20 protein-coding genes are annotated in these 24,552 nt (G+C 38.0%); 7 read left to right on the forward strand and 13 right to left on the reverse strand.

From position 1 onward, the window contains the following. Nucleotides 1-48: 48 nt before the first annotated feature. The 3 genes from ACG94X_RS12915 to trxA form a co-directional block, all read right to left on the reverse strand. On the reverse strand, nucleotides 49-306 hold the full coding sequence (locus tag ACG94X_RS12915) for a hypothetical protein (RefSeq protein ID WP_419384125.1): 258 nt from the start codon (nucleotides 304-306) through the stop codon (nucleotides 49-51). A 382-nt stretch (nucleotides 307-688) separates the two neighbouring features. Continuing rightward, nucleotides 689-1,957, reverse strand: a complete 1,269-nt coding sequence (rho, locus tag ACG94X_RS12920) for a transcription termination factor Rho (RefSeq protein WP_419384126.1) — start codon at nucleotides 1,955-1,957, stop codon at nucleotides 689-691. 340 nt (nucleotides 1,958-2,297) lie between these two features. Then, nucleotides 2,298-2,624, reverse strand: a complete 327-nt coding sequence (gene trxA / locus ACG94X_RS12925) for a thioredoxin (protein WP_419384127.1) — start codon at nucleotides 2,622-2,624, stop codon at nucleotides 2,298-2,300. Nucleotides 2,625-2,915: 291 nt separating this feature from the next. Between trxA and ppx the strand changes: the two genes are divergently transcribed. The 5 genes from ppx to ACG94X_RS12950 all read left to right on the forward strand — a co-directional run bounded on the left by ppx (nucleotide 2,916) and on the right by ACG94X_RS12950 (nucleotide 8,113). Beyond that, nucleotides 2,916-4,436 (forward strand): exopolyphosphatase, encoded by a 1,521-nt coding sequence (gene ppx / locus ACG94X_RS12930; RefSeq protein ID WP_419384128.1) that lies wholly within the window; start codon nucleotides 2,916-2,918, stop codon nucleotides 4,434-4,436. A gap of 108 nt (nucleotides 4,437-4,544) precedes the next feature. Next, nucleotides 4,545-5,369: an acetyl-CoA carboxylase carboxyltransferase subunit alpha gene (locus ACG94X_RS12935; protein ID WP_419384129.1), complete on the forward strand. Its 825-nt coding sequence runs from the start codon at nucleotides 4,545-4,547 to the stop codon at nucleotides 5,367-5,369. Next, on the forward strand, nucleotides 5,306-6,685 hold the full coding sequence (gene tilS, locus ACG94X_RS12940; protein WP_419384130.1) for a tRNA lysidine(34) synthetase TilS: 1,380 nt from the start codon (nucleotides 5,306-5,308) through the stop codon (nucleotides 6,683-6,685). Before ACG94X_RS12935 ends, tilS begins: the two co-directional genes overlap by 64 nt. Beyond that, nucleotides 6,682-7,512: a pyrroline-5-carboxylate reductase gene (gene proC, locus ACG94X_RS12945; RefSeq protein ID WP_419384131.1), complete on the forward strand. Its 831-nt coding sequence runs from the start codon at nucleotides 6,682-6,684 to the stop codon at nucleotides 7,510-7,512. Before tilS ends, proC begins: the two co-directional genes overlap by 4 nt. Before the next feature lie 28 nt (nucleotides 7,513-7,540). Continuing rightward, the gene (locus ACG94X_RS12950; RefSeq protein WP_419384132.1) at nucleotides 7,541-8,113 is read left to right on the forward strand and encodes a YggT family protein; all 573 of its coding nucleotides are present in this window, start codon (nucleotides 7,541-7,543) and stop codon (nucleotides 8,111-8,113) included. A gap of 109 nt (nucleotides 8,114-8,222) precedes the next feature. Here ACG94X_RS12950 and polA read toward each other — a convergent pair whose 3' ends face one another. Continuing rightward, a complete protein-coding gene (gene polA, locus ACG94X_RS12955) occupies nucleotides 8,223-10,988 on the reverse strand; it encodes a DNA polymerase I (RefSeq protein WP_419384133.1) in 2,766 nt (921 codons plus the stop codon). Nucleotides 10,989-11,131: 143 nt separating this feature from the next. Between polA and ACG94X_RS12960 the strand changes: the two genes are divergently transcribed. Continuing rightward, nucleotides 11,132-14,746: a DUF2339 domain-containing protein gene (locus ACG94X_RS12960; RefSeq protein WP_419384134.1), complete on the forward strand. Its 3,615-nt coding sequence runs from the start codon at nucleotides 11,132-11,134 to the stop codon at nucleotides 14,744-14,746. 64 nt (nucleotides 14,747-14,810) lie between these two features. Here the strand turns inward: ACG94X_RS12960 and ACG94X_RS12965 are convergent, their stop codons facing one another. Both ACG94X_RS12965 and ACG94X_RS12970 read right to left on the reverse strand, forming a co-directional pair. After that, on the reverse strand, nucleotides 14,811-15,749 hold the full coding sequence (locus ACG94X_RS12965) for a mechanosensitive ion channel family protein (RefSeq protein WP_419384135.1): 939 nt from the start codon (nucleotides 15,747-15,749) through the stop codon (nucleotides 14,811-14,813). A gap of 15 nt (nucleotides 15,750-15,764) precedes the next feature. Then, nucleotides 15,765-16,586, reverse strand: a complete 822-nt coding sequence (locus ACG94X_RS12970) for a DUF432 domain-containing protein (RefSeq protein ID WP_419384136.1) — start codon at nucleotides 16,584-16,586, stop codon at nucleotides 15,765-15,767. Nucleotides 16,587-16,698: 112 nt separating this feature from the next. On the opposite strand from ACG94X_RS12970, the gene gspE reads away from it, so the two are divergent. Beyond that, nucleotides 16,699-18,186, forward strand: coding sequence for a type II secretion system ATPase GspE (gene gspE / locus ACG94X_RS12975; RefSeq protein WP_419384137.1), 1,488 nt, complete (start codon nucleotides 16,699-16,701; stop codon nucleotides 18,184-18,186). Nucleotides 18,187-18,312: 126 nt separating this feature from the next. Here the strand turns inward: gspE and ACG94X_RS12980 are convergent, their stop codons facing one another. The 7 genes from ACG94X_RS12980 to ACG94X_RS13010 form a co-directional block, all read right to left on the reverse strand. Then, nucleotides 18,313-19,290, reverse strand: coding sequence for a hypothetical protein (locus tag ACG94X_RS12980; RefSeq protein ID WP_419384138.1), 978 nt, complete (start codon nucleotides 19,288-19,290; stop codon nucleotides 18,313-18,315). Between the two features lie 148 nt (nucleotides 19,291-19,438). Further along, nucleotides 19,439-19,864, reverse strand: a complete 426-nt coding sequence (locus tag ACG94X_RS12985) for an organic hydroperoxide resistance protein (protein WP_419384139.1) — start codon at nucleotides 19,862-19,864, stop codon at nucleotides 19,439-19,441. 99 nt (nucleotides 19,865-19,963) lie between these two features. After that, a complete protein-coding gene (locus ACG94X_RS12990) occupies nucleotides 19,964-20,581 on the reverse strand; it encodes a hypothetical protein (RefSeq protein ID WP_419384140.1) in 618 nt (205 codons plus the stop codon). 96 nt (nucleotides 20,582-20,677) lie between these two features. Continuing rightward, entirely contained in the window at nucleotides 20,678-21,502 is an 825-nt protein-coding gene (locus tag ACG94X_RS12995) for a carbon-nitrogen hydrolase family protein (RefSeq protein WP_419384141.1), read from the reverse strand. Between the two features lie 32 nt (nucleotides 21,503-21,534). Next, on the reverse strand, nucleotides 21,535-22,059 hold the full coding sequence (gene gigB / locus ACG94X_RS13000; protein WP_419384142.1) for an anti-anti-sigma factor GigB: 525 nt from the start codon (nucleotides 22,057-22,059) through the stop codon (nucleotides 21,535-21,537). A gap of 112 nt (nucleotides 22,060-22,171) precedes the next feature. Then, nucleotides 22,172-23,140 carry an RsbU family protein phosphatase GigA gene (gigA, locus tag ACG94X_RS13005; protein WP_419384146.1) on the reverse strand — a complete coding sequence of 323 codons (969 nt, stop codon included), beginning with the start codon at nucleotides 23,138-23,140 and terminating at the stop codon, nucleotides 22,172-22,174. Between the two features lie 134 nt (nucleotides 23,141-23,274). After that, nucleotides 23,275-24,213, reverse strand: coding sequence for an MlaA family lipoprotein (locus ACG94X_RS13010; RefSeq protein WP_419384143.1), 939 nt, complete (start codon nucleotides 24,211-24,213; stop codon nucleotides 23,275-23,277). Nucleotides 24,214-24,552: the final 339 nt, after the last annotated feature.

Here is a 24,552-nt window from a genome sequence, read left to right on the forward strand (position 1 = left end):
AAAGAGAACCAAAGGTTCTCTTTTTTTTGATAATAATCTAAGCGATTATTAGTGTGCAGCAGATGCAGCAACAGCATCAACAACAGCAGATGCAGCAGCAGTAGCATCAGATGCAGCAGCAGTAGCATCAGCAGCAGCGTCTACAGCAGAAGCAGCAGAAGCGTCAGCAGCAGCAACAGCTTCAGAAGCAGCAGCTACAACTTCAGAAGCAGCAGCTGTATCAGTAGCAGCTTCTTTTTTAGAACAACCAACAAAAGCTAAAGTAGAAGCAACTGCAGCAGCAATAGCGATTTTTTTGAATAACATGGCATCACTCTCATAAAATTAAATTGAGACAAAAAACCCAAGTTAGCCTGTTTTTTGCTATTTGCATGTGCAGTCTAACTGGTATGCCGACATGCTATCACTGCGCATTTTGAATTGCTACTGGTTATATAAAAAAATCTGCCAAAAATGGTGAAAAAACGACTACTTTTTAACAGAAAATTACAATTGATATTCACTTTAAGATTGGTTTATTGATAAATAACTTATTAAAAAACATGAGTTTTATAAGTCAATACTTTGAGTATTCAATTGTTTACACAGTAAAATAACATTTAGAATTCACAATTGTGTATTTATGTAAAGATTGTCAACCAAATAAAAAAGCCACCTAAATAGGTGGCTTTTAAACAATGTCTATAAATTAATTTGCAGCTTTACGCTTCATTTGATCAAAGAAATCATCATTAGTTTTGGTTTCTTTCATACGGTCAAGTAGGAATTCCATTGCTGCTAACTCATCCATAGGGTGTAGAAGTTTACGCAAAATCCAGACCTTACGTAAGTTTTCTTCACTCATGAGGCGTTCTTCACGACGAGTACCTGATTTTTTGATATTCATTGCAGGGAAGACGCGTTTTTCAGCAATACGGCGATCAAGCGCAATTTCTTGGTTACCTGTACCTTTGAATTCTTCGTAGATTACTTCATCCATTTTACTGCCTGTTTCAATTAATGCAGTAGAAATGATTGTCAGTGAACCACCTTCTTCAATATTACGAGCTGCACCAAAGAAACGCTTAGGACGTTCTAAAGCATGTGCATCTAAACCGCCTGTCAATACCTTACCAGATGATGGAATTACGGTATTGTAAGCACGAGCTAAACGTGTAATTGAGTCTAAAAGAATTACGACATCTTTTTTGTGCTCAACTAGACGTTTTGCTTTTTCAATGACCATTTCAGCAACTTGAACGTGGCGTGCAGGTGCTTCATCAAATGTAGATGCAACGACTTCACCACGAACAGTACGTTCCATTTCAGTTACTTCTTCAGGACGTTCGTCAATAAGAAGTACGATCAGGAAAACTTCTGGATTATTACGCACAATCGACTGAGCGATGTTTTGTAATAACATGGTTTTACCGGCTTTAGGTGGTGCAACGATAATTGAACGTTGTCCTTTACCAATAGGTGCAACCAAGTCAATGACACGTGAAGTTAAATCTTCAGAAGAACCATTCCCTAATTCCATGATCAATTGTTCAGTTGGAAAAAGTGGAGTTAAGTTCTCAAATAAGATTTTATTACGTGAGTTTTCAGGAGTGTCATAGTTAATTTGATTCACTTTTAAGAGTGCAAAGTAACGTTCGCCTTCTTTGGGTGGGCGAATCGTACCTGTAATGGTATCTCCAGTACGTAAATTAAAGCGACGAATTTGTGAAGGGCTTACATAAATGTCGTCAGGACCCGCAAGGTATGATCCGGCTGCCGAGCGCAAAAAGCCAAAACCATCAGACAAAATTTCAAGAACACCATCACCAAAAATTTCTTCGCCATTCATTGCATGACGTTTTAATATGGCAAAAATAATGTCTTGCTTGCGGTTACGCGCCATTCCTTCCAGGCCCATAAACTCAGAAATTTTAATGAGTTCGCCGATCGGTTTTTTCTTGAGTTCAGTTAAATTCATATATGGTCAGATTGAAATAATGATGTGGAACAGATAAAAAAAGGATGCAAAAGTCGTCCGCATTGGCAATAGTTGAGCTGTGATTATATGTGCACAATTACAAACTCAGTATCTATGTAGTTCTTTCGAGGAGAAACGTTTAAAACAATTTCTGTTGCCGAGCGGCGATCTTATGTGTTGTGTATTTAAGAAACAGGAAGAAAATTCCTATGTTTCTTGATTAAGGAATATAAGTGAGATCGGATAGTTTGTCAAATTATAGTCAAAAAAATACGCTAGGCTATCTAACGTATTTTTGATTTTCATCTATTTATACCCAGAAAGTATAAACTGATAATAATTATATGTTTTCATCAATGAATGCAGTTAATTTTGATTTAGGTAGTGCACCAATTTGTTGTGCAACAACTTCACCATTTTTAAACATCAATAATGCAGGGATATTACGGATGTTGTAATTAACCGCTGTTTCTTCACAAGCAGTTACATCAACTTTAACAATCTTAACTTTACCTTCGTATTCTGTTGAAAGTACTTCAAGTACCGGTGCGATTGCTTTACATGGCGCACACCAACCCGCCCAGAAATCAACGATTACAGGGATGTCAGATTGTAGTACGTCTGCTTCAAAGTTAGCATCACTTGTGTTTACGATATTACCAGACATGGATGTTGCTCCAAAAATATTTTAAAGATGAATCTATCAATGGATATAAGTATTACATAGTCATCTTTAACAATGTAGGGGGATGGTTAAATTTTCATTCTAATTTGTGAGTTTGTCCAATTGATGCTCACGATATTTACAATCGGACTTTTAAAAAATAGACAAAACTGTCATATTATTGTCATATATGTTGAAAAAATAATAACTCATCAAATTGTCTAAACAAATGGCTTTTAAATTGCTTGTATGTGAATTAATCTACGCATACTTCTGTATGAGTTTGTATGAATAATGTCTGATTTTTTGATTGATGAAGAATTACTTGCTGCCATCGATATGGGGTCGAACAGTTTTCACTTGGCGATTGCACGAGTGGATCATGGTGAAGTCAAAAAAGTTGCTTCTATGTCAGAAAAAGTTCAGCTTGCTGCTGGATTGGATGAAAATAAAAATTTAACAGAAGCGGCACAACAGCGCGGTTTAGCATGTTTAGCACGTTTTGTCGGGCGTTTAGGTTCTGTGCAACCGACACGTTTACGTATTGTAGCGACCAATGCTTTGCGTCAAGCTAAAAATGGTCATGAATTTATTCAAAAAGCCGCAGAAATTTTACCAAAACCGATTGAAATCATTGCAGGTCGTGAAGAAGCTCGCCTAATTTATTTGGGGGTTTCGCACACTATGGTCAATAGCGGTCGCCGTTTGGTGATTGATATTGGTGGTGGTTCAACAGAATTGATCATTGGTGAAGAGTTTGAACCTATTCATACTGAATCTTTACAGATGGGTTGTGTTGCTTTTACTAAAGCGTATTTTCCAGATGGTGACATTAACCAAAAAGATTTTGATAAAGCCGTCGTTGCTGCACGTAAAGAATTATCTTCTATTGCAAATACGTATAAAGCAGAAGGTTGGGATACGGTTGTTGGTTCGAGTGGTACAATTAAAGCGTGCCGTCAAATTGTAGTGAATATGGGGTGGAGCGATGAGCAAGAAAGCTTAACGCGTGAAGGCTTAGAAAAATTAAAAGAAAAAATGCTGAAATATAAGCATATTTCAGATATGGAATTTGATGGTTTAAAAGAAGATCGTCGTGCAGTATTACCTGCAGGCTTAGCGATTTTATATGCTGTTTTTGAAGTTTTAAATATTGATAAACTTGTATATTCCGATGGCGCATTACGTGAAGGCGTAATGTATGACTTATTGGGACGTTTCCAACATGAAGATGTTCGTGATCGTAGTGTTCAAGCGATGATGGGGCGTTATGGCGCAGATGCTAAACAAGCACAGCGTGTGGTGGAAACTGCACAGCATTTATTTGATAGTGTCGCTCAGTCATTCTATTTAAATAGTGATGATAGTGATCTTTTACGCCGCGCGGCGTATTTACATGAAATCGGTTTAGCGATTAGCCATAGTGGTTATCAAAAGCACAGTGCATATTTATTACAGCATTCAGATATTCCTGGTTTTTCACAAATTGATCAAAATCATTTGTCACATTTGGTCGCTCATCATCGTCGTAAATTACGTGGTGATGCCAAAAATGATGTGTTAAAGGTTGGTGGCAACAAGCTTATTTACCTTTGTTTATTGCTTCGTCTCGCCGTTTTACTCAATCATAGTCGTAGCGATGAGATGCTTCCTGCCATTGAATTAACGGTGGATAATGCGCAACAATGGCACCTCAGCGTTTCTGGCGATGCCAAGCAATGGCCATTGCTCGTTGCAGATTTGCATGATGAGCAAGTGCAATTTAAGCATTGGGACATTGAATTGAATATTCAGTCGGAACAGTTTATCGATTAACTAAAAAATTTGATGATGATTTAATAAACCGCATATGTGATTAAAGATCGTCAAATTCTAAACTTCCGATGTGTCATTCATCGGTGAATTAGGGATAATACTCGACTCATGAAAAGTAAAGCTGCTCAGTCTAAAGCTTGGAAAACAGTTCAAATTGCACGTCATCCTGAACGTCCGCAATTTTTGGACTATGTAGGTGAAATTTTTACAGAATTCGATGCCTTGCATGGTGATCGCTTGTATGGCGATGATGGTGCAATGGTCGGTGGTTTGGCACGTTTTAATGGTCAGCCTGTAATGATTGTGGGACAACATCGTGGTCGTAGTACCCGTGAAAAATTGCAATATAATTTTGGGATGAGTAATCCTGAAGGCTATCGTAAATCTCAGCGTTTATTAGATATGGCTGAGCGCTTTAATCTCCCAGTATTCACATTTATTGATACGATGGGTGCTTATCCTGGTGTTGGCGCAGAAGAACGTGGTCAAGCAGAAGCGATTGCAACCAGTTTGGCGCAACTTTCTAGACTCAAAGTACCTGTAATTGCAACAGTTTTAGGTGAAGGCGGTTCTGGTGGTGCGCTTGGAATTGGCGTGGCAGATCGTGTGATTATGCTTTCTCACAGTATTTATTCTGTCATTTCACCCGAAGGTTGTGCTTCTATTCTGTGGAAAACAGCAGATAAAGCAGAACAAGCCAGTGAAGCTTTGGCATTAACAGCAGAAAAATTAAAAGAAATTGGTATAGTCGAATATGTTGTTGATGAAGGTGAGGGCGCTCACTTACATCCACTCGAAATTATGGAAAAACTGAAGGATGTGTTAAAACAAGCGCTTGATGAATTAGAGCCAATGAGTGCAGAAGAGCGATGCGAAGCACGTTACCAGCGTTTAATGAAGTTTGGCAGCGACAACTCAGGTCTAGCTTCTTAAAGCAATATTCTCAATTTGCTGAAAACACCCAGTTTCTAATCGGATGTAGTGGTGGTATGGATTCCATGCTATTGCTACATTTGATGGCTCAACTTTTCCCTCTTCAAATTCGTGCAATTTATGTTAATCATCAACTACAAAAAGTCAGTGATGAGTGGGCTGAATTTGTTGCACAGCAATGTTTAATTCTTAATATTCCTTATATTATTCAAAATGTTCAAGTTGCAGAAGGCAATCTTGAAAATCAAGCACGTGAAGCGCGTTATCAGGCTTACCAACAACATTTAGCTCAAAATGAGGTCTTGGTTTTAGCACATCATCAGCAAGATCAAGCTGAAACCTTAATGTTACGATTATTATCGGGTGCAGGTGTGACAGGTTTATCTGCCATGCAAGCTGTAGATTATCGTCATCAACTTACGATTTGGCGTCCTCTACTCGATACAAGTCGTGAGCAGATTTGCCAATGGGTAGAGCAACTGCGAATTACTTATGTCGATGACCCAACAAATCTAGATACCCATTATGATCGTGCATGGTGTAGACATGAACTTTGGCATATTTTGCAAAGTCGCTATCCAAAAATGCAGCAATCTTTGGCTAGAACCAGTTATTTAATGCAAGATGCAGATGAAATTCTCAAAGAAGTATTGATTCAAGATTTAGCATTTTGTGGAAATAGTGATCAATTGAATTTAGAAAAATTACAACAACTTTCTAGCGCAAGACAGCGACAATTATTATCAGCTTGGATGAAAGGTGAAGGGCAATATCGTCCTGCATTAGATATGGTGAATCGTATTACCGATGAAGTGATTCATTCTAAAGTAGATTCACAAGCGGCTTTACAGTGGAATCAGTTCTATTATCTACGTTATCAAAATCACTTGTATCGGATTGCCAAAGCAGAATATTTAGCGTCGAAACAAACTGTCCCTCCACAAACTCAGAAGATTCATTTTAAATTACAACAGTCTATAAGTGTCGATTCAGGTTGTTTTGGGGTTGAGATGGCTGAAGTCGGATTGTCTTTGGCATTACTTAATTGTGAGTTAACATTAACCTCACGTTTAGGTGGGGAAAAAATTCATCTCTACGGTCGGGTGGGCGCTTGGCCATTGAAAAAAGCCATTCAAGAAGCACAAATTTTTCCTTGGATGCGTCATACAATTCAAATATTAAGTGTAGATAATGTTATGCTTGGTGTTTTTACACCAAAAGGATTTTGGTTGGCGCAGTCGCAATATTGTGAAACAGGCGGATGGCAACCAAATTTAATCTCAGCGTTAAAAAATAAGGTCGAGTGTGATTCATGAGTGCAGTTTTAAATTGTAATATTACTTTCATTGGCGGTGGCAATATGGCCCAAGCCTTGATTGGTGGCTTGATTAGTCGCGGTTTACCTGCAACACGTATTACAGTTTCAGATCCTGTAGCTCAAATTAGAGAATTGCTGCTTGAAAAAGATGTGCATGTAACAGAAGATAATGTTACAGCAATTAAAGATGCGGATATTGTTGTTTTAGCGGTGAAACCACAAGTTTTAGGTTCAGTACTTAAACCACTTCAAGGTTTATTTGAACAGAAATTGATTATTTCGATTGTTGCAGGTGCTGAAATTCAAACGATTTCAGAGCTGACTGGAAATGATCGTGTAGTTCGTGTCATGCCAAATACGCCCGCTTTAGTACAAACTGGGGCACATGGTATTTTTGCTAAAGAAGAAGTCGGTGCAAAAGATCGTGAATTGGCAACACAAGTGTTGGCTGCAACAGGCTTAACACTTTGGGTTGCGACTGAAGCTCAAATAGATGCAGTCACTGCTGTTTCAGGTTCAGGTCCTGCATATTTTTTCTATATGATGGAAAGTATGATTCGTGCAGGAAAAAATATGGGTTTGGATGAAAAAGTTGCAACTGCTTTGACATTACAAACAGCTCTAGGTGCTGCACAAATGGCGATTACCAGTTCGAATACACCAGCAGAATTGCGTAAAAATGTAACTTCGCCAAATGGTACGACGCAAGCAGCTTTAGAAGTGTTTGATCGTGCTCAAATTTCACAAAATATTCAAACAGCTTTGGCTGCTGCGCAAAAGCGTAGTCAGGAATTGGCTATAGAATTAAGTGACAGTATTCAATAATTAATTAAATTTTTAGGAAAGTTCCAATATGGGTGCAAATTCTGCGCAAATTTTTTTTGGCATTATTATTAACGTAGCGATTTTGCTCGTATTCTTCCGTTTTTTAATGCAATTGGCGATGGTGAGTCCATACAATCCTGTTGTTTTATCGACTGCGAAAGCAACTAAAATTGTAGATTTGTTTAGCCGTATTTTCCCAACCTTAGCAAAAGGTCGTGTGAATACTGCCGCATTGGTACTGATTGTTGTTTTGTATTTACTCAAAATTTTTGGAATTATGTATTTGCAAGGGACGATGCCAAATAGTCCTGTGCATTTGATTATTCTCACATTTGTGACCATGATCCAAGACTTGATTCGTTTTTGTCGTTATTTAATCTTTGCGACGATTATTTTGAGTTGGGTGGTCATGTTTACCCAGTCTAGATCACCTTATATTGAAGTGATTCAGGAACTTGCAGAGCCATTACTCGCTCCATTTCGTAAAATTTTACCGAATATGGGCATGATTGATCTATCTCCAATTTTAGCGTTCTTAACATTATTAATTGCTGAAAAGGTTATGGATGCAGCAGCGATTGCATTGTTGACTGGTCTTTAATAGACTGATTTGAAATGTAAAAAGGACTCAATTGAGTCCTTTTTTATTGGGAAAATAATGTTTGGTAAGCAAAGCTCCTCACTCGCTAAAAGAGGAAGGAGCTCAATACTTAATGTGCTTCATCCCAATTATGACCTTTACCCACTTCAACTACTAAAGGTACAGATAAAGTCACCACTTTTTGCATCACGTCTTTAATTTTTTCCGCCAATTGATCTGCAATTGCTTCATCGACTTCAAAAACCAATTCATCGTGCACTTGTAAAAGCAGTTTGGCTTGATCATTGGGCAGGATTTTAGCGACTTCAATCATTGCCATTTTAATGATTTCGGCAGCAGAACCTTGTAAAGGCGCATTGATTGCAGCACGTTCAGCACCTTTACGCACCATCATATTTCGAGCATCAATATCAGGTGTATATAAACGACGACCTGTAATCGTTTCGACAAAACCTTGTTCCAATGCAACTTGGCGAGTACGTTGCATATACTCATAAATGCCAGGATAGCGATGGAAATATTGTTTAATGTAGTCTTGCGATTCTTGACGGGTAAAACCAAGTTGACGAATCAAACCAAATTCAGACATGCCATACAATAAACCAAAGTTAACGGCTTTCGCTTGGCGACGTTGGTCACTGGTAATATCTTCTAGTGCAACGCCCAGAACTTCTGAAGCTGTACGTTTGTGTACGTCTTGACCATGATTAAAGGCATGAACAAGTGCATCATCCTGACAGAAATGCGCCATTAAACGTAATTCAATTTGTGAATAGTCGGCAGCCAATAAAACACGACCTTTAGGTGCGATAAATGCTTTACGAATTTGACGACCAATTTCCTCACGGACTGGAATGTTTTGTAAGTTTGGATCTGTAGAAGATAAACGTCCAGTTGCTGTTAAAGCTTGATGATAACTGGTATGAACGCGATGGGTGTCAGCATTTGCTTGTTTGACCAAAGCTTCGGTATAGGTACTTCTTAGCTTAGTTAAACCACGATATTCAATGATCAAATCTGTAATTGGATGGTCAATTTTTTCTAAAACAGCTTCAGATGTACTGTATTGTCCAGTTGCTGTTTTCTTGCCACCTTTTAAGCCTAATTTCTCAAATAACACTTCACCGACTTGTTTTGGCGAACTTACGTTAAATGTTTCACCTGCAATTTCAATAATTTGATTTTCAAGATTTTGAATGGTTTCTGCAAAATCGACACTCAATTGACCTAAAAAGTTTAGGTCGAGTTCAATTCCATTCTCTTCCATTGTGGTAAGCACGCTGGCAACAGGCATTTCAATGTTATGTAAAATACTGCTGAGTTGTGGAATTTCTTGCAGTTTACGATCTAAAACTTCATAAAGTCGATAAGTTACATGGGCATCTTCTGCTGCATAATGTGCCGCAGTTTCAAGCTCAATCTGGTTGAAGGTTTTTTGTTTAACGCCTTTACCTGCAATTTGCTCAAAAGTTGTGGTCAAATGACTCAAATAAACACGCGCAACATCATCCATACCATGACGAGTAGCGACAGAATTGAGTACATAAGAAGCCAGCATGGTATCGAAATACCAACCTTGTAAATGAATGCCGTGATTTTCAAAAATATGCGCATCATATTTTAAATGATGACCAATTTTTTCAACTTTTGGATCTTCTAAAATAGGCTTAATTTGTTGAAGAATGATTTCACGGTTAAGTTGCTCAGGTGCACCTTCATAATCATGTGCCAATGGAATGTAGTAAGCATCTTTGGCGTCGAAAGCCACAGAAAAACCGACCATTTCAGCAATACGGTAATCTAAACTCGTAGTTTCTGTATCAATAGCGAAACGTTTTTCAGAATTTAAACGCTGAAATAACGCATCCCAATCATTTTGATTTAAAACCGTATGGTACGTTGCTTCGCCTAAATGATCATCGATACTTGAACTCGTCGCTTTGTCAGTCTTAGCTTCGTTTTCTATCGTTGCTGAAGACTTTTCAATTTGTTTAGAGGCTTGTTTATAGGTGCCGTTATTTGGATTATTCGGATGATCTAAAGATTGTAATTGGTTACGGAATTCAAGCTCTGTATATAAGTTACGTAAAGCTTCAACATCTGGATCACAAACTTTTAAATCGTCATAGCTCATATTGAGATCAAGATCGATCACAATACTTGCCAATTGATGATCTAGTTTAATGCCGTCTACATTATCTTTTAGACTTTGACCAACTTTGCCTTTAATACTGTCAACATTTTCTAAAATACCGCTAATTGAGCCGTATTCATTCAAAAGTTTAGCCGCAGTTTTTGCACCTACACCAGGGACGCCACGAATACCATCGGAAGCATCGCCCATCAGTGTCAAGTAATCGATAATTTGGTCTGGGCGAACCCCAAATTTTTCAATTACACCATTAATATCCATCGGCTTGTCTTTAAAGCTGTCTTCAAGGGTTACTTTGTCTGTAACCAATTGTGCCATATCTTTATCGCCAGTGGAAATAAGCACTTGATGTCCAGCTTTTTCCGCACGTTTTGCCAATGTACCAATAATATCATCGGCTTCTGCACCAGGTAAGGTATGCAAAGGAATTCCGAGTGCACGAATTAAGGCATGTAAATAAGGAATTTGTTGTGATAGTTCCTCTGGCATACTTGGACGGTCACCTTTATAAATCGGTGATAATACGTGACGAAAAGTAGGTTCAGGGGTATCGAAAATCACCGCCATATGTGTAGGCTGAATACGGCGCATGAGTTTTTGAATGGCAGAAATTGCCCCACGAATCGCATTGGTTTGTAACCCAGTTGATGTGGTTAATGGTGGGAGGGCGTGAAATGCACGAAATAAAAAGTATGACCCATCGACCAATACAAATGGCGGCATGGCAATTTCTCTAATTAATTAAACTGGCTATAGTGTACTTGAAAAATTCCGTGAAGGTGACGTGAATACATCGTTGTACTATGATGCGATATATAAATCGTAAATGAATTGGATAATATCCTTAACTGTTATCAGGATCATGCATGCAATCAAAACAAGAACAACGAGAGCAGCCCAAACCAAGCAATCATCAACAGCTTGGTTCACGGTCAGCTCATTTACAACATAATGAATATGGTTGGTTGAGTACCATTAATTTTATTGCGATTGCGATATTCGCAGTGGCTTTTTTAGTGGTTAATGATGATCAACGCTGGTTATGTGCTATTGCCATATTTTTCTGTTTTATCTTTACTTTTGTATTACAAGCACTGAATAATCAGCAAAAAATGATCCGTTTTCAGCAACGGCAGATTCAGGATTTATTGGCTAGTCAAAACTTAAAATCATTGCAGCAATCTCAATCTGTACCACAACAGTCACAAGTAACGGAGCAACAAGTAGCGCAATCTGTAGATAAGGTTATAGATTCAGATGTGCAATATGCTTCTGCATCTTCTGAGCAATTAGATAATTTTATTGACCAGCCTATTCATCATTTAAAGAATAACAAAGCGATACCACAAGACATTGTTAATGAAAAACTAACTTTAGAAAGTGCAACATTAACAAATACCACATTAGACAATACGCTTCATCAACAAAACAGGATTCAGCAACAGGATACCGATGAGCAGCATTTAGCTCAGGTAGATCAGGCAACTTCAAATTCAGCAATATCGACGAAAGAAACATTCTCTGAAAAATCCCTTGAACCGCCTTTATCAGAATCACCATCAGTAAAACAATCATCAGCAGAACAGGATAGTTCTTTACTTAAAGATCTAAAAGGTATGACCTCGTTATGGAGCGCTTTTGTCGATTGGTTTAAGGGCGGCAATAGTATTGTCCGTATTGCGATTATTATTTTATTGATTGGTGTTGTTCTGTTATTGCGTTTTGCAAGCGAATACTGGCAACCGACCCTTGGTATAAAAATGGTGGGGATTGCTGTTGCAGGCGTGGTGATGACGGTGATTGGTTACCGTTTAAGGCACAAGCGTTATGGCTATGCCATCAGTGTGCAAGGGGCGGGGCTCGGTGTATTGTTCTTGGTTTTATTTAGTGCTTTTAAGCTCGCCGTGATTATATCAGTAGGTATGAGCTATGGTTTGTTAATAATCTTGCTCGCTATTACCTTATTACTCGCATTAAGACAAAATGCCTTAATTTTAGCGTTTATTGCATTGGGCAGTGGATTCGTTGCGCCGTTTATTCTGAATACGGGGAGCAATAATATTCCTGCTTTATTCAGCTACTATCTTGTCTTAAATAGTGCACTTGCGGTGATTGCATTCTTTAAGCCATGGCGAATTTTAAATACGATTTCATTGTTGGCAACCTTTGGTGTGGGTGGTTTGAGTATTTGGATGAAGGCACAGCCTGAACAATATTCTACACTTACGATATTGGTGTGGCTGCATTTTGCTCTGTATCTATTTATTTCTATTCGCTACAGTTTAAATATTTCTAAATATAAAATTGCCTTTAAAAATATTCCGTTGATCGATACTGCTTTAATTTTTGCTACCCCATTTATGGCGTTCACGCTGTATGCAGGTTTGGTCTACAACAATCACCGTGCACTAAGTTTGGCGAGTGCTGTTTTAGCATTGGTTTATTTCATTATTGGCTATGTGTTGCATAAGAAATATCAATCTTTGACATTATTAATTCAGAGTTTTTATGGCTTAGGACTGACATTCTTTGCATTGGTTTTACCCTTTGCATTCAACGCACAATGGACAAGTACAGGCTGGGCAGTTCAGGCGATTGCACTGATTTGGATTGGTTGCCGTCATCATTTACGCAACAGTTTATTATTCGGTTTGGCTTTACTTGGACTGAGTACTGCATCATGGCTAAAAAGTATTTTTGTCGATGGGTCTATTAATTTGCTGGCTGTGCTTTTCCTGAGCTTATCTTATGTGGCAACACTCTATATTTTTAGTACGCCACAGTTAGATGAGCCTATTCAAGAAGATGAAAATGGGTTATCAGCGGAATTATTGATAAATCGAAAAAAAATTACAGTGATTGGCTCATGGGTTGGAGCGGTGAAAGCCGGTTGTTTTGCTGTTTTACAATGCGTATTAGTCGTTTATGCCGTGAAGTTGTATCAGCTCAATAGCCTAAGTCACAATGCCACATTGATGTTGATTTTGACTACTATTTTCGCAATTACAACATGGCGATTACTACAGCTACATCAGCAGATTTCTAAAGATGTACAAGTATTTGCAGGCTGTGCATTATTTTACTTGGCAATGGTTCCTTTGATGTTGTGGCAAGCCGATATTATTTCGATTTGGTGGACAGTACAGGCGATTATCATGCTGATTGTAACCTGTATATATGCCATACCATCAATTCGTCATGGTGCTTCATTGTTGATTGTTGCAAGTGCTATTTCTGCAATAGTTGCGGTATTTTATGATGAATCTTTGCGTTATGTTGCTTTCGCATTATTGGTGATTGCCACAGCTATAAATGCCTATTGGCTTTATTATAAAACTGTAAATAAATCGGTAGCCACAGATCGTACATTTGCTTGGTTGAATATTATTATTTCCTTTTTATTCATTCCGTATTTAGGCAATAAATTTTTCAATATTCTATCGTGGAATATATTCAGTGTTGTTTTACCTATGTTGCTGTGGTGGGGGATTCTGACCATTGTCTATAAATCTAAGCAAAAGCTGCTGGATCATGCTTGGCTGAATTTAACGCTTATTTTACTTGTGATCGGTACGTTGGAAATTACCGTCATTTGCACATTCAATGTTTCTAATTTCCAACTATGGAAAATTGCATCGCAATATTCGTCTTCAATACTTACCATTATCGTGCTGTGGACGGTGGCATTTGTTTTCTGCTTGAAAGTATTTACTACACAGTTAAACCGTACTGTTGCGCAAATTTTAATGTTAATCGTTGTTGTGTTAATGGCTATTTTTGGTGGAATATTGGCATGGAATCCTTTGGCATATATTCCGTTGCTTTTGTTATTTCCTGTGGTTATTTTATTGGCTTCACTAAAGCTCACAGCTTTGCAATTCCTACAACCCTATTGGATTCGTAATGTCGCGATTGCAGGGCTGAGTTTTATCAGTTTATGGGCTGTCAGTTTAGTGCATGATGGTCATTGGAATTTTGCATATATTACGTTGTTAAATCCAATAGATTTACTCAGTTTTGGCATATTTATTGTGATGTTAATGGCAATTAAACCTGTATTGGAAGACCAGTCTCGTGAGTTGAAAATTGCCAGTATGGCAGCCATAATTCTGACAGGCTTGATGTTGATCAGCAGCATTATGTTACGCAGCTTACATCATTATTTTCAGTTGCCTTATTGGTCGGTGCAGGCATGGCAGAATGGAGTGGTTCAAGCCAGTTTAACGATTTTATGGGTGATTTTAGCGCTTATTTTAACGACCTTTTCCAGTAAAAAAGCGCTGCGCCATGTTTGGATGCTCGGAATCGCTGTATTGGCATTGGTTATTGCTAAGCTGATTTTCTTAGATTTATCGCACACACATACCATCACTCGAATTATTTCGTTTATTGGTAGTGGTTTAGTCATGTTAGTGATTGGTTATTTTGCACCGTTGCCACCATCTTTGGATGAACAGGATAAACCATCAAAATTATCTTAGTTGGTACAATACGAGAGCTTAAAAAAGCAGAATCAATGTGATTCTGCTTTTTTGTTGGAAGTTATTACAACTGTTTATCTTGTTTCTTCTCTAATTTTAAATCCTGAGCATTGGCATAGGTATCCACATCTTCATTGATCAATCCAGTAGCTGTAGGTATTGGACGGTCTACAAAACCAATTTTAGGTACAGGAATTTCAATCTGATTTTCTACAAAGCGATTGCGAATTTGCTCGTGTATTTCATCTTTAACTTGTAAATAATTACTTTGCTTACACCATAAGGCAAACAGAATCTCAATGGACGATTCACCAAATGCCGAAACGGTAACACGTGGTTTTGGGTCGGCAAGAACCAGTGGATAGCGATTTGCCACATCAATTAAAACTTCACGAACTTTGTTAATATCTTCATCAAAGTTAATTGGAACAGTAATCGAAAGCCGTCGTATTGGAAACTTCGATAAGTTGTGTACAGGGGCCCGAATTAACTGTTCATTGGGCAAGCGAACATAGACATTGTCCATGGTCAACAGCTTCACAGAGAGTAAATCAATCGAAATCACTTCACCTTCAATGGTATGCCCACGAATTAAAGTCAGCTGAATCGTATCACCCACTTCAAAAGAGCCTTCACCAATTAGAAACAAACCACTGATTAAATTTGAGGCAGAAGTTTGTGAAGCAAAACCCAGCGCAACCGTTAAAATCCCTGCTGCACCTAAAAAGACACTCAGTTTAAAACCTGCTTCTTTTAAGCTGGCAATGACAAAGAGTAGGAAAATAAAGTAGAAAATACCACGTCGCCACACCAAGCGTTGGTGTGCATTAAAACGTATACCAACGGTGCGAATAAAAGTATTCGACACAACACGTGCCAGTACAAAACCGACAAAACATAAAATCAATGCAACCGCTAATTCACTTAAACGGTCAACATTCACATTGGTAAAAATGCCTTTTAAACTTTCGGCAATGTCTTTGGGAATATTGGATTCAGCCATCTTTCAGCTCATCCCTTAAAAAAATGAATCAAACATATTAAATAATGCGCCACCTGGTGAACGTGGTGGGTGTACGTAAATCACTTCACCTGCAAGTGGAGGTGTGCGATTTTCAATTCTGACACGAGCTGGACGATCATTGCCTTCATACAATACTTTGATTTGTGACGTCCAAAGTCGCCCAGTACTTTCACTATAAAATAATGGCAAAGCAGGCACGGGAACATTCATACGGTCAAAGCGTAATTGGTGATTACTGACATTATGGAAATCGATAGGCGTCACAGCACGGAAAGCCCGTGGCTTGAGCAAGTTTAGTTCTGTACGACCATCGACCGATGTGGCATAACACATTTCACCATTGCGGTGGTCTGGCCCAAACCATGTGTCTTTGGGCAAAATTACAGGAATATCGAATAAAGGGTCTTTCTGTGCTTGCACAAAACCAGACACCCAAAGTGGTGTACTGATATATAGCGTTCCACGTTGTCCCGCGGGTATATAAATCGGGTCTACAGGGCGAATCACCACAGAACGATCTGCTAAACGTGGCATGAGTTGAAATGTTTTATGGGTTTCACGGAACATATAGCGTTCTACATGTACAGGTTCTGGAAAACCAAAATAGACATCCTTAATTTCATGCCATTGTTGTTCATAATCATATTGAAAATGTGGACGATAATATTCCAAACGCCATTCTTGTAACCCGCGTGTAATTCGCATCATCATTGAACCGAATTGCCAAGCTTTAGATTGGTTCAGTTCAAAATGCTGTTCTCCCCACCATTTTAAATCGGGGAGCTCTGGTTCTAGATGTTCATTCTGTTTAGACAAAAGTGTTCATCCCTTTCATAAAATCATGATTAAATCTTTTAACAAACAGACTTCACGCTGTCATGTGCATAGAGTACACTCAAAGCAATTTTAATCATTAATATAAGTTGTAATGCAAGTACTTAAACAATTACAAATACCATATAGTTTTGCAAAACGGCATGGAGTGCTTTTGCGTTATGAGGGTGATCAAGTTTTTATTGTTCGCCGTCAGGATACCGCACAAATTGCGATACAGGAAGCACGTCGCTATCTTGGTCGTACAGCACAACATCAACTGTGTAATGCAACTGAATTTAACCAAATGCTCAGTTCGAGTTATGCAGGAGAAACAGGCGAATCGCAACAGGTTGCAGCTGGTCTTGAAGATCACCCTGATCTATTGAGTCTGGCCGATCAGATTCCTGAAACTGAAGATTTGATGGATCAGGAAGATGATGCACCAATTGTGCGACTCATCAATGCTTTATTATCTGAAGCGATTCGAGTCGGTGCATCCGATATTCATATTGAAGCTTTTGAAAAGAAACTTTCTGTACGTTTACGTGTAGATGGTCAGTTGCGTGAAATTGTTCAACCACGCCGTGAGCTTGCACCATTGTTAGTTTCCCGTATTAAAGTGATGGCTAAACTAGATATTGCTGAAAAACGTGTTCCGCAGGATGGTCGTATTTCTTTACGTCTTGCAGGACGTGAGGTGGATGTTCGTGTATCGACATTGCCATCTTCGCATGGTGAACGTGTGGTGATGCGTTTGCTAGATAAACAAGCAGGGCGTTTGAACATGACCCATTTGGGTTTAATGCAACAAGACTATGATCGTCTAACGCAACTGGTACATCGTCCACATGGCATTATCCTCGTGACTGGTCCTACTGGTTCAGGTAAGACCACGACGCTTTATGCTGCACTTTCTGACTTGAATGATGGTTCTAAAAATATTTTGACTGCTGAAGATCCAATTGAGTATCAACTTGAAGGGATTGGACAGACGCAAGTCAATACCAAAGTGGATATGACTTTTGCTCGTGCTTTGAAAGCCATGCTTCGTCAAGATCCTGATGTGGTGATGGTCGGTGAGATTCGTGACCTTGAAACGGCAGAAATTGCGGTTCAGGCATCATTAACAGGTCACTTGGTTTTATCTACACTGCATACCAATACTGCGATTGGTGCAGTGACGCGTTTAAAAGATATGGGGATTGAACCGTTCTTATTATCTAGTTCGCTCATTGGTGTGATTGCACAACGTTTGGTACGAACGATTTGTTCACATTGTCATACGTGGCGTGAAGCGGATAGTTTTGAAAAAGATGTGTTTAAACAGGTTTCTACAGACTTAAATTTAAAACTTCCTGTACCGAATGGCTGTGATTATTGTTCGCATACTGGTTTCTCAGGTCGTACTGCAATTTATGAAATTGTTCCTGTAGATGAGCAAATGCGCCGTTTAATTCATGGTAATGCTGCGGAATATGAACTTGAGGATTATGCACGTAAGCAGTCAGGTTCTATCCGTGATGATGGTTTACGCAAAGTATTAAAAGGTAAAACCACGATGGAAGAGGTTTTACGTGTAACCAATGAAGCAGCGGAGTGATGTGTTTGTTTACTACACCTAAATAAAATCGTGGAACAATGATCAAATACTAGGTGTGAAACGTGAATAATCATAAAAAAGCCTAACTTGTATAAGTTAGGCTTTTTTTGATTTTCTTAAGCTTTGTTATTTAAATTTACATACATTAATTACACGTAATTTTGCATTTGTTACATAAGCAACTTTACATCCATCTGGCGATATTTCTGTAAGATAAATTTTCCCTTTAGCTATTTGATATACTGATTTTTCATAGAACAGAACAAGCTTATTGTCTGTAACACCAATGACACCCATTTTTGTGGGTTTGGCATGCTTAACAGATTGATTAATATAAATAGTTTTCAACTTACCATCTGGGTATAGGAGTATGACAGTTTTAGCCCCACCGTTAAATGTGTTATCAAGCAGATACGCTTTCATCCAATTAATCCACGTAAACTCTGGAATAAACATTTTAGATGAAGTTATAAGTTCTATAGCATTCCCTGTTGCTGGATAGTAAATCCAGCGTCTGTCCTTGTCATATAAATCAGGAAGGCGTAGGCAGGCATTTGGATATTCAGAACCAAGTAACCATGCAAGATAAGGTTTGCTATCAGTATTATCAGATGGGCATTTATCTAAATGAGGAGAAGGTAATATTGTGGGTCTCTTTTCAGGCTCTTCTAGTGTTTCTGATCCTAAATAACCATACAAATATTTAGGTTTGGAAGTATCTAGATTATTGATATGGTCGTAATTACCCAAAGATAAACGAATAAGTATCTGACCATTTTTATATTCCATCAATTGACCGCTTTTATATAGATAGCTTTTTTGGTTTTTTATATCGAAAATATTTACTTGCTTTGATGATTCAAGGTGTAATTTATCCACTCCAGAGTAGCTATCTTTCATTTCATTAGAATTAACACCATAAATAACTTTATCATTAGATAACCATCGAACTAGGCCAGTACCAGACATTGTATCCAAATATCCAGCAGCTTCAAGAAATGGTAAATGATGTCTATTGTTGAGTCCGTTGTATATAAAAATACTCGAAACAATAGTTAAGCAAAAAGCTACTTTTAAAGCATGAGGATGTTGTTTTAAAATCATCTTTGATATGTCTTGTTATTACTTTTAATAAAGTATGTCATATCAAATATATATTTTTTTTATGTGAAATCCAAAATAATATTTAAAAAGCCAATTTCAAAAATCGGCTTTTTTGAAACCCAACGATTTGAATTATTTATTAAAAACATCAAACAATCACATTCAACGTCACATCAATATTGCCACGAGTTGCATTAGAGTAAGGGCAAACAATATGCGCAGCATCCACTAACTTTTGCGCTTCCGCTTGCTCCAAACCTTCCAAATGAATATTTAAAGTCACCTGAATTCCAAAACCTGTTGGAATAGGGCCAATGCCGACATCTCCTTCAACAAAAACATCAGGTGTGATTTTTAAATGATCACGGTTAGCAACAAATTTCATTGCCCCCAAGAAACAAGCAGAATAACCCGCAGCAAAAAGCTGTTCAGGGTTGGTACCACCACCCGCACCGCCCATTTCTTTAGGAACTTTCAACTGAACATCTAAAATACCATCCGATGAAGTCGCACGACCATCACGACCGCCTGTTGCCTTGGCATGTGCTGTATAAACTACTTTTTCTAAAGACATGGTGATTCCCTACAAATTTTATCTGAATCATTATCCTGTCTGAAAATACACAAAGAATAAGCAGTGATTTTGTAAACGAAAGATATAAATTTGAGAAATTTAAAGTGGGCCAACACTATTTGAGAATCTAATTGAGTATTGTCCATTTTTTTGCTTAGAAACTTCATTAAAAATAATAATTTGAGGTATTTCCTTCGTACCTTGAACTTGTAAACCACGGTTCATTATTATTTTTTTAGTCTTTTTATATTCTTGTTCTAAAGTTTTGATCCCATCTAAATAAAATTGCTGATCTTCTTTTTGAAAATATATAGAAATCTTACGTAACGATTGAATCAAACAACTTTGGCAAACTTTTTGATCTTTCTCAACGGAGCTTGCATTCAGTATCAATTGAATATCAAAACCATAAGATTCACAGCCAATATTTTCAAGACGAATTGATTGTCCATTACCGAGTTGTGCAGTTTCCAATCCATATAAAATGGGAAATTCACCTGTTGTATTCTTGATTTGAAAATGATGATTTTGCACTTTATTTTTCAGTAATATAGGTTGAGCTAAACCACGAACGCATTCAGTCTCAAAATTATGTTTTGCTTTGGCATATTGAGAATGAGAGTTTTTAGCATTGGTAGGTTGGACATAGTCTTTTGCAAATACAGACGTGTGAGCACAAAGAAAAAATATAGGAATGAGAAAGCTGAGGATTTTCATTGTTCTAACTTTGATTGAAGTTTGAAAATATTAGAAATGAAACCGCTTTTAAACACAAGTTTTTGTTTTTAGATTCTTAGATGAGTATTTTACAAATTAGAAAGTGATCAATTTACGATGTTGCAGCAACGGCATAGAGGCACGAACAGTACTTTGTTCATCTAAATCAAAAGGTACAATCAGGACTTGAGCACCTTCAGCATCAGTGATTTTTAAAATTTGCCCACGGCTGTTTGTCGCACCCGCATGTCCCCAAGTTTGACGTTTTTCACCATGCCAACCTTGTTGTGCTGCACCAAGTATCTGACATTGGCTGTCCATCGCACGTGCTTGAAGCAATAACTGCCAATGCATTTCACCTGTGGTGTAAGTAAATGCAGCAGGAGCAGTTAAAATATTTGCACCTTGAGCACGCAGTGTTAAAGCAAGCTCAGGAAAGCGTAAATCATAGCACACCATTAAACCTATATTGCCAAACGGAGTTTTTGCTACAACGACATCTGTACCAGGTTCAAAGAATCTAGATTCTTGATAACCACCGACAGCATCACTGACTTGCACATCAAACAAATGAATTTTGTCATAACGTGCTTCGGTACGTTCAGGGCTAATACATAAACTCACAGTCCGCACTCGACCATCTTGAATGATCGAACCGTCTGGGCGGAATGGGCAGGGCAAAGTACCTGCAACAATCCAAATTTGATATTGCTGTGCCAGTTGCTCAAGACGTTGTTGAATTTCTTCAAAACGCTCAGCAGTTTCACGCTGTTTACCTGCGGCGAAGCAGACAAAATTTTCAGGGAAAACAATTAAAGAAGCACCATCAGCTTTACTTTGTTGTATCAATGATTCAATCACACAGAAGTTTACTTCAATGTCATCTTGAGAATTCATTTGAACAACGGAAAGTAAAGTCATGCGCATCCTTGAAAAACTTCAATCACTTGAAATTAAGCATTTTGTTTATCTGTAGATTCTGTACACATCGTATTTTGCTGCTTTTCAAGCTGCTTAACGAGTGGCTCAAACATATTTTGATTATTTTCATTGAGCTTCATCAATGTTTTATGTGCATCAAGTACGGTACATAACATTGTGCTGTGGTTAACATTGTCATCCATCAGCGCATTTGTGCATACTTTTGGGTCGCCACAGTAATTTAAGATCACAAAAACCTGCCCCAAGCCCATACTATTGGCTAGAGTGGTGATGTCTGGATTTGTGGATAGCATAACAGCTTGGATATGGTGAACTTGTTTCAGCTTTAAGCCTAATTTCGCAAGAATTCCGAGAACTGTACTATCAATAAATATGGTTTGGGTTAAATCAACAATTGCGCCAATGACGTTTTCTTGCTGTTCAATCCTTGCCAATAGTTTGTCTAAGCTAATACAAGACTGGGCTCGCACTTCACCAATAAGTTTGAAGATATGCGTTCCATTTAAGCTTGCATATTCAACATGACCTGTTGACATATAAATGCCATTTGCAGAAAGGATTTGAAAATTATCACATAGCGCAAGTCTATACTCAAGCATCTTAAGGTCTTAGAATAGTCCATATATAGCTATGATATTGATTATAAAGTTAATTCATTCTTCGAAGACTGAGGATCGCAATATCATCAGCCACATGATCGGGTGCTTGGAATGATTGATTTTGCAAATGATAGACCAATTGAGCAAATTGCTCATTCAATCCACCATCGAAAGGTTCGAGTGCGCCATCTGAACAAATAATGAACCGAGCATGTTTGGTTAAAGTGCAGACCATTTCTTCAACTTCCAAGTCTTCAGTCAGACCTAAAGGAAAGCTACTGGTGTTTAAAACACGTGGTGCTTGATTCGGCTCAAAGATAATAGGTGGAGGATAGTGTCCAGCACTTGACCACTTTAACTCATGTGTCTCTAAATTTAGAATTCCTGCAAGCATGGTAATGTGCTTTTCAATATTTTCCTGAACCAGCATACCATTCAATTTTTTAATTAATTCACGTGGGGTTTTAGAACGTCCATGAAATGCTGCCATCCACGATGTTAGTAATGAGCTCGTCACGCCATGTCCTGAAACATCAGCCAAATAAAACATGATCTCTTTATCACTGATTTTCCAGTAATCATACCAATCGCCTGACAAATAAGCCGAAGGCTGAAAAAGTGTTTCAACTTTATAATTTTGTAGTTCGATAGGATTGGGTAATAATTTTTTTTGTAGCTCGGCAGCAGAGGGTAAATCACGACTATCTTGATTGCGCTTATACTGCGCATCAATTTTTAACAGTGAACCTTCTAGATTAACGGGTAATTTTGTCCACACCCAACCTGCTAACGCACCTAATTCCCAAGCTTGAGAAAGTTCCGTTCCTTCATTTTCTTCTGCAATCACAATCGTCGGTAAAGACCATTGGTATTGTAAATAATCATGCACATCTGCAATGGCAATAATTGTCGGATCATAAAGATGAATGTCTTCAATGTTAATCATCTGCACGCTCGGGAGCACATCTAATACTTGCTCAAGGCTGGAAATCTGGCGAGTTGGCTGAATGAAATACATAGAAGAGGTGGGTAATCCTTTAATCAAGATATTGTGCATTATCGAATAGATTTACTATAGATAATGTAGCATTGCTAGTAAAACGATATGAATGACTAGCAAATAAGTTTAACAAAATATTCACAATGTTGTTGTTAATGTGCTTTATCCGATTGATCGGCATCATCAGTATCATCGTCTACAAATGATACAGCCTCAGCACTATTGCCTTTTTTCTCGGCAATTTGGAAAGCAATACGTTGTAAATAGATATCACGAATTGCCGCATAACGGTCACCTTGCAACACTTCTTCTACATCTAAAAGTTTAGAACGAGTATTAATACCACCTAGAATACGATTGCCCCAAATAAGTTCTGTTTGATCACTTGCATAACTTTGTTGCCAAAGTGGGTTGGTATAACCTTCAACAATATAGTCGCCAGAATGACGAAGCGTACTTGGGCCTAAAATAGGTAACATTAAATAAGGACCCGTAGGAATACCATAATAGCCGAGTGTTAAACCTAGACTTTCTTCTTCAGTTGGTAATCCTAAACGACGCGCAGGATCGGCTAGACCTAAAGAAGTCACTGTATTAATTGTAAAACGACCGAGTGATTTCGCTGCACGGCTAAAGCGACCTTGAGCCAATTGATTGACCGCATTCCACGGTTCACTCAAGTTTTTACGGAATAAGCTATAAGATGAACGAACATCGTCAGGCACTTTTTCTTTATATTGCACAGCGACAGGACGTATAAAGTTACGATCTAACATATCGTTAAATTGATAAAACTCACGGTTCAAAGGTTGTAAAGGGTCTTTTACACTGTCAGCCTGAGCAGCAGTCGCATTCACTTTAAGATCTTGACGGGTAATATTCTTAAGGTCTTTTAAAGCCTCGATACGTGGATGCTTAGCTTCAGTATATGATGGATCAGAAGAATTATTTTGAGACGAACTACCATCTGAAACAAAATCTGTCGATGCTGCATTGCCTGCATTTTCTTGGAGCGATATTTTTTGAGCAAATGCATGGTTCGTTAAACCAATGCCAAGCAAGCAAGCCCAGAGTACATGATAAGGACGCATAGAATTCCTGAAAATATTCTTAAGATTAGATCGTCAATAATAATATTAATGACACCGAACACTATTCTAACAGTAGTTATTAGTCCTGTATTAAAACAAATTTGATCAAAAAGTGTGAATAATTATGATTAATGGTTGAAAAATGCCCACTTAAAGCGATTAATTGAAAATAAGTTAAAAAAGGGGTTGTTCTGGAAATGAAATGCTGTAGAATGCACATCCATCGGCGGTGATGTTAAATGAAACTTCTGATAAATCAATAGCTTGGTTGGGTTGTTAAGATTTCGAATGAGATTTTAAGATTTGATTAAAAAGTGATTTGTTAGGAAAAAAGATTAA

Origin of the sequence: Acinetobacter psychrotolerans (assembly GCF_048552595.1) — a bacterium.
Taxonomy (GTDB): domain Bacteria; phylum Pseudomonadota; class Gammaproteobacteria; order Pseudomonadales; family Moraxellaceae; genus Acinetobacter.

Bases quoted from the DNA above. Each gene is read 5' to 3' on its own strand.
- ACG94X_RS12915 (WP_419384125.1), bottom strand. From the start codon at position 306: ATGTTATTCAAAAAAATCGCTATTGCTGCTGCAGTTGCTTCTACTTTA.
- rho (WP_419384126.1), bottom strand. From the start codon at position 1,957: ATGAATTTAACTGAACTCAAGAAAAAACCGATCGGCGAACTCATTAAA.
- trxA (WP_419384127.1), bottom strand. From the start codon at position 2,624: ATGTCTGGTAATATCGTAAACACAAGTGATGCTAACTTTGAAGCAGAC.
- ppx (WP_419384128.1), top strand. From the start codon at position 2,916: ATGTCTGATTTTTTGATTGATGAAGAATTACTTGCTGCCATCGATATG.
- ACG94X_RS12935 (WP_419384129.1), top strand. From the start codon at position 4,545: ATGAAAAGTAAAGCTGCTCAGTCTAAAGCTTGGAAAACAGTTCAAATT.
- tilS (WP_419384130.1), top strand. From the start codon at position 5,306: ATGCGAAGCACGTTACCAGCGTTTAATGAAGTTTGGCAGCGACAACTC.
- proC (WP_419384131.1), top strand. From the start codon at position 6,682: ATGAGTGCAGTTTTAAATTGTAATATTACTTTCATTGGCGGTGGCAAT.
- ACG94X_RS12950 (WP_419384132.1), top strand. From the start codon at position 7,541: ATGGGTGCAAATTCTGCGCAAATTTTTTTTGGCATTATTATTAACGTA.
- polA (WP_419384133.1), bottom strand. From the start codon at position 10,988: ATGCCGCCATTTGTATTGGTCGATGGGTCATACTTTTTATTTCGTGCA.
- ACG94X_RS12960 (WP_419384134.1), top strand. From the start codon at position 11,132: ATGCAATCAAAACAAGAACAACGAGAGCAGCCCAAACCAAGCAATCAT.
- ACG94X_RS12965 (WP_419384135.1), bottom strand. From the start codon at position 15,749: ATGGCTGAATCCAATATTCCCAAAGACATTGCCGAAAGTTTAAAAGGC.
- gspE (WP_419384137.1), top strand. From the start codon at position 16,699: ATGCAAGTACTTAAACAATTACAAATACCATATAGTTTTGCAAAACGG.
- ACG94X_RS12980 (WP_419384138.1), bottom strand. From the start codon at position 19,290: ATGATTTTAAAACAACATCCTCATGCTTTAAAAGTAGCTTTTTGCTTA.
- ACG94X_RS12985 (WP_419384139.1), bottom strand. From the start codon at position 19,864: ATGTCTTTAGAAAAAGTAGTTTATACAGCACATGCCAAGGCAACAGGC.
- ACG94X_RS12990 (WP_419384140.1), bottom strand. From the start codon at position 20,581: ATGAAAATCCTCAGCTTTCTCATTCCTATATTTTTTCTTTGTGCTCAC.
- ACG94X_RS12995 (WP_419384141.1), bottom strand. From the start codon at position 21,502: ATGACTTTACTTTCCGTTGTTCAAATGAATTCTCAAGATGACATTGAA.
- gigB (WP_419384142.1), bottom strand. From the start codon at position 22,059: ATGTCAACAGGTCATGTTGAATATGCAAGCTTAAATGGAACGCATATC.
- gigA (WP_419384146.1), bottom strand. From the start codon at position 23,140: ATGTATTTCATTCAGCCAACTCGCCAGATTTCCAGCCTTGAGCAAGTA.
- ACG94X_RS13010 (WP_419384143.1), bottom strand. From the start codon at position 24,213: ATGCGTCCTTATCATGTACTCTGGGCTTGCTTGCTTGGCATTGGTTTA.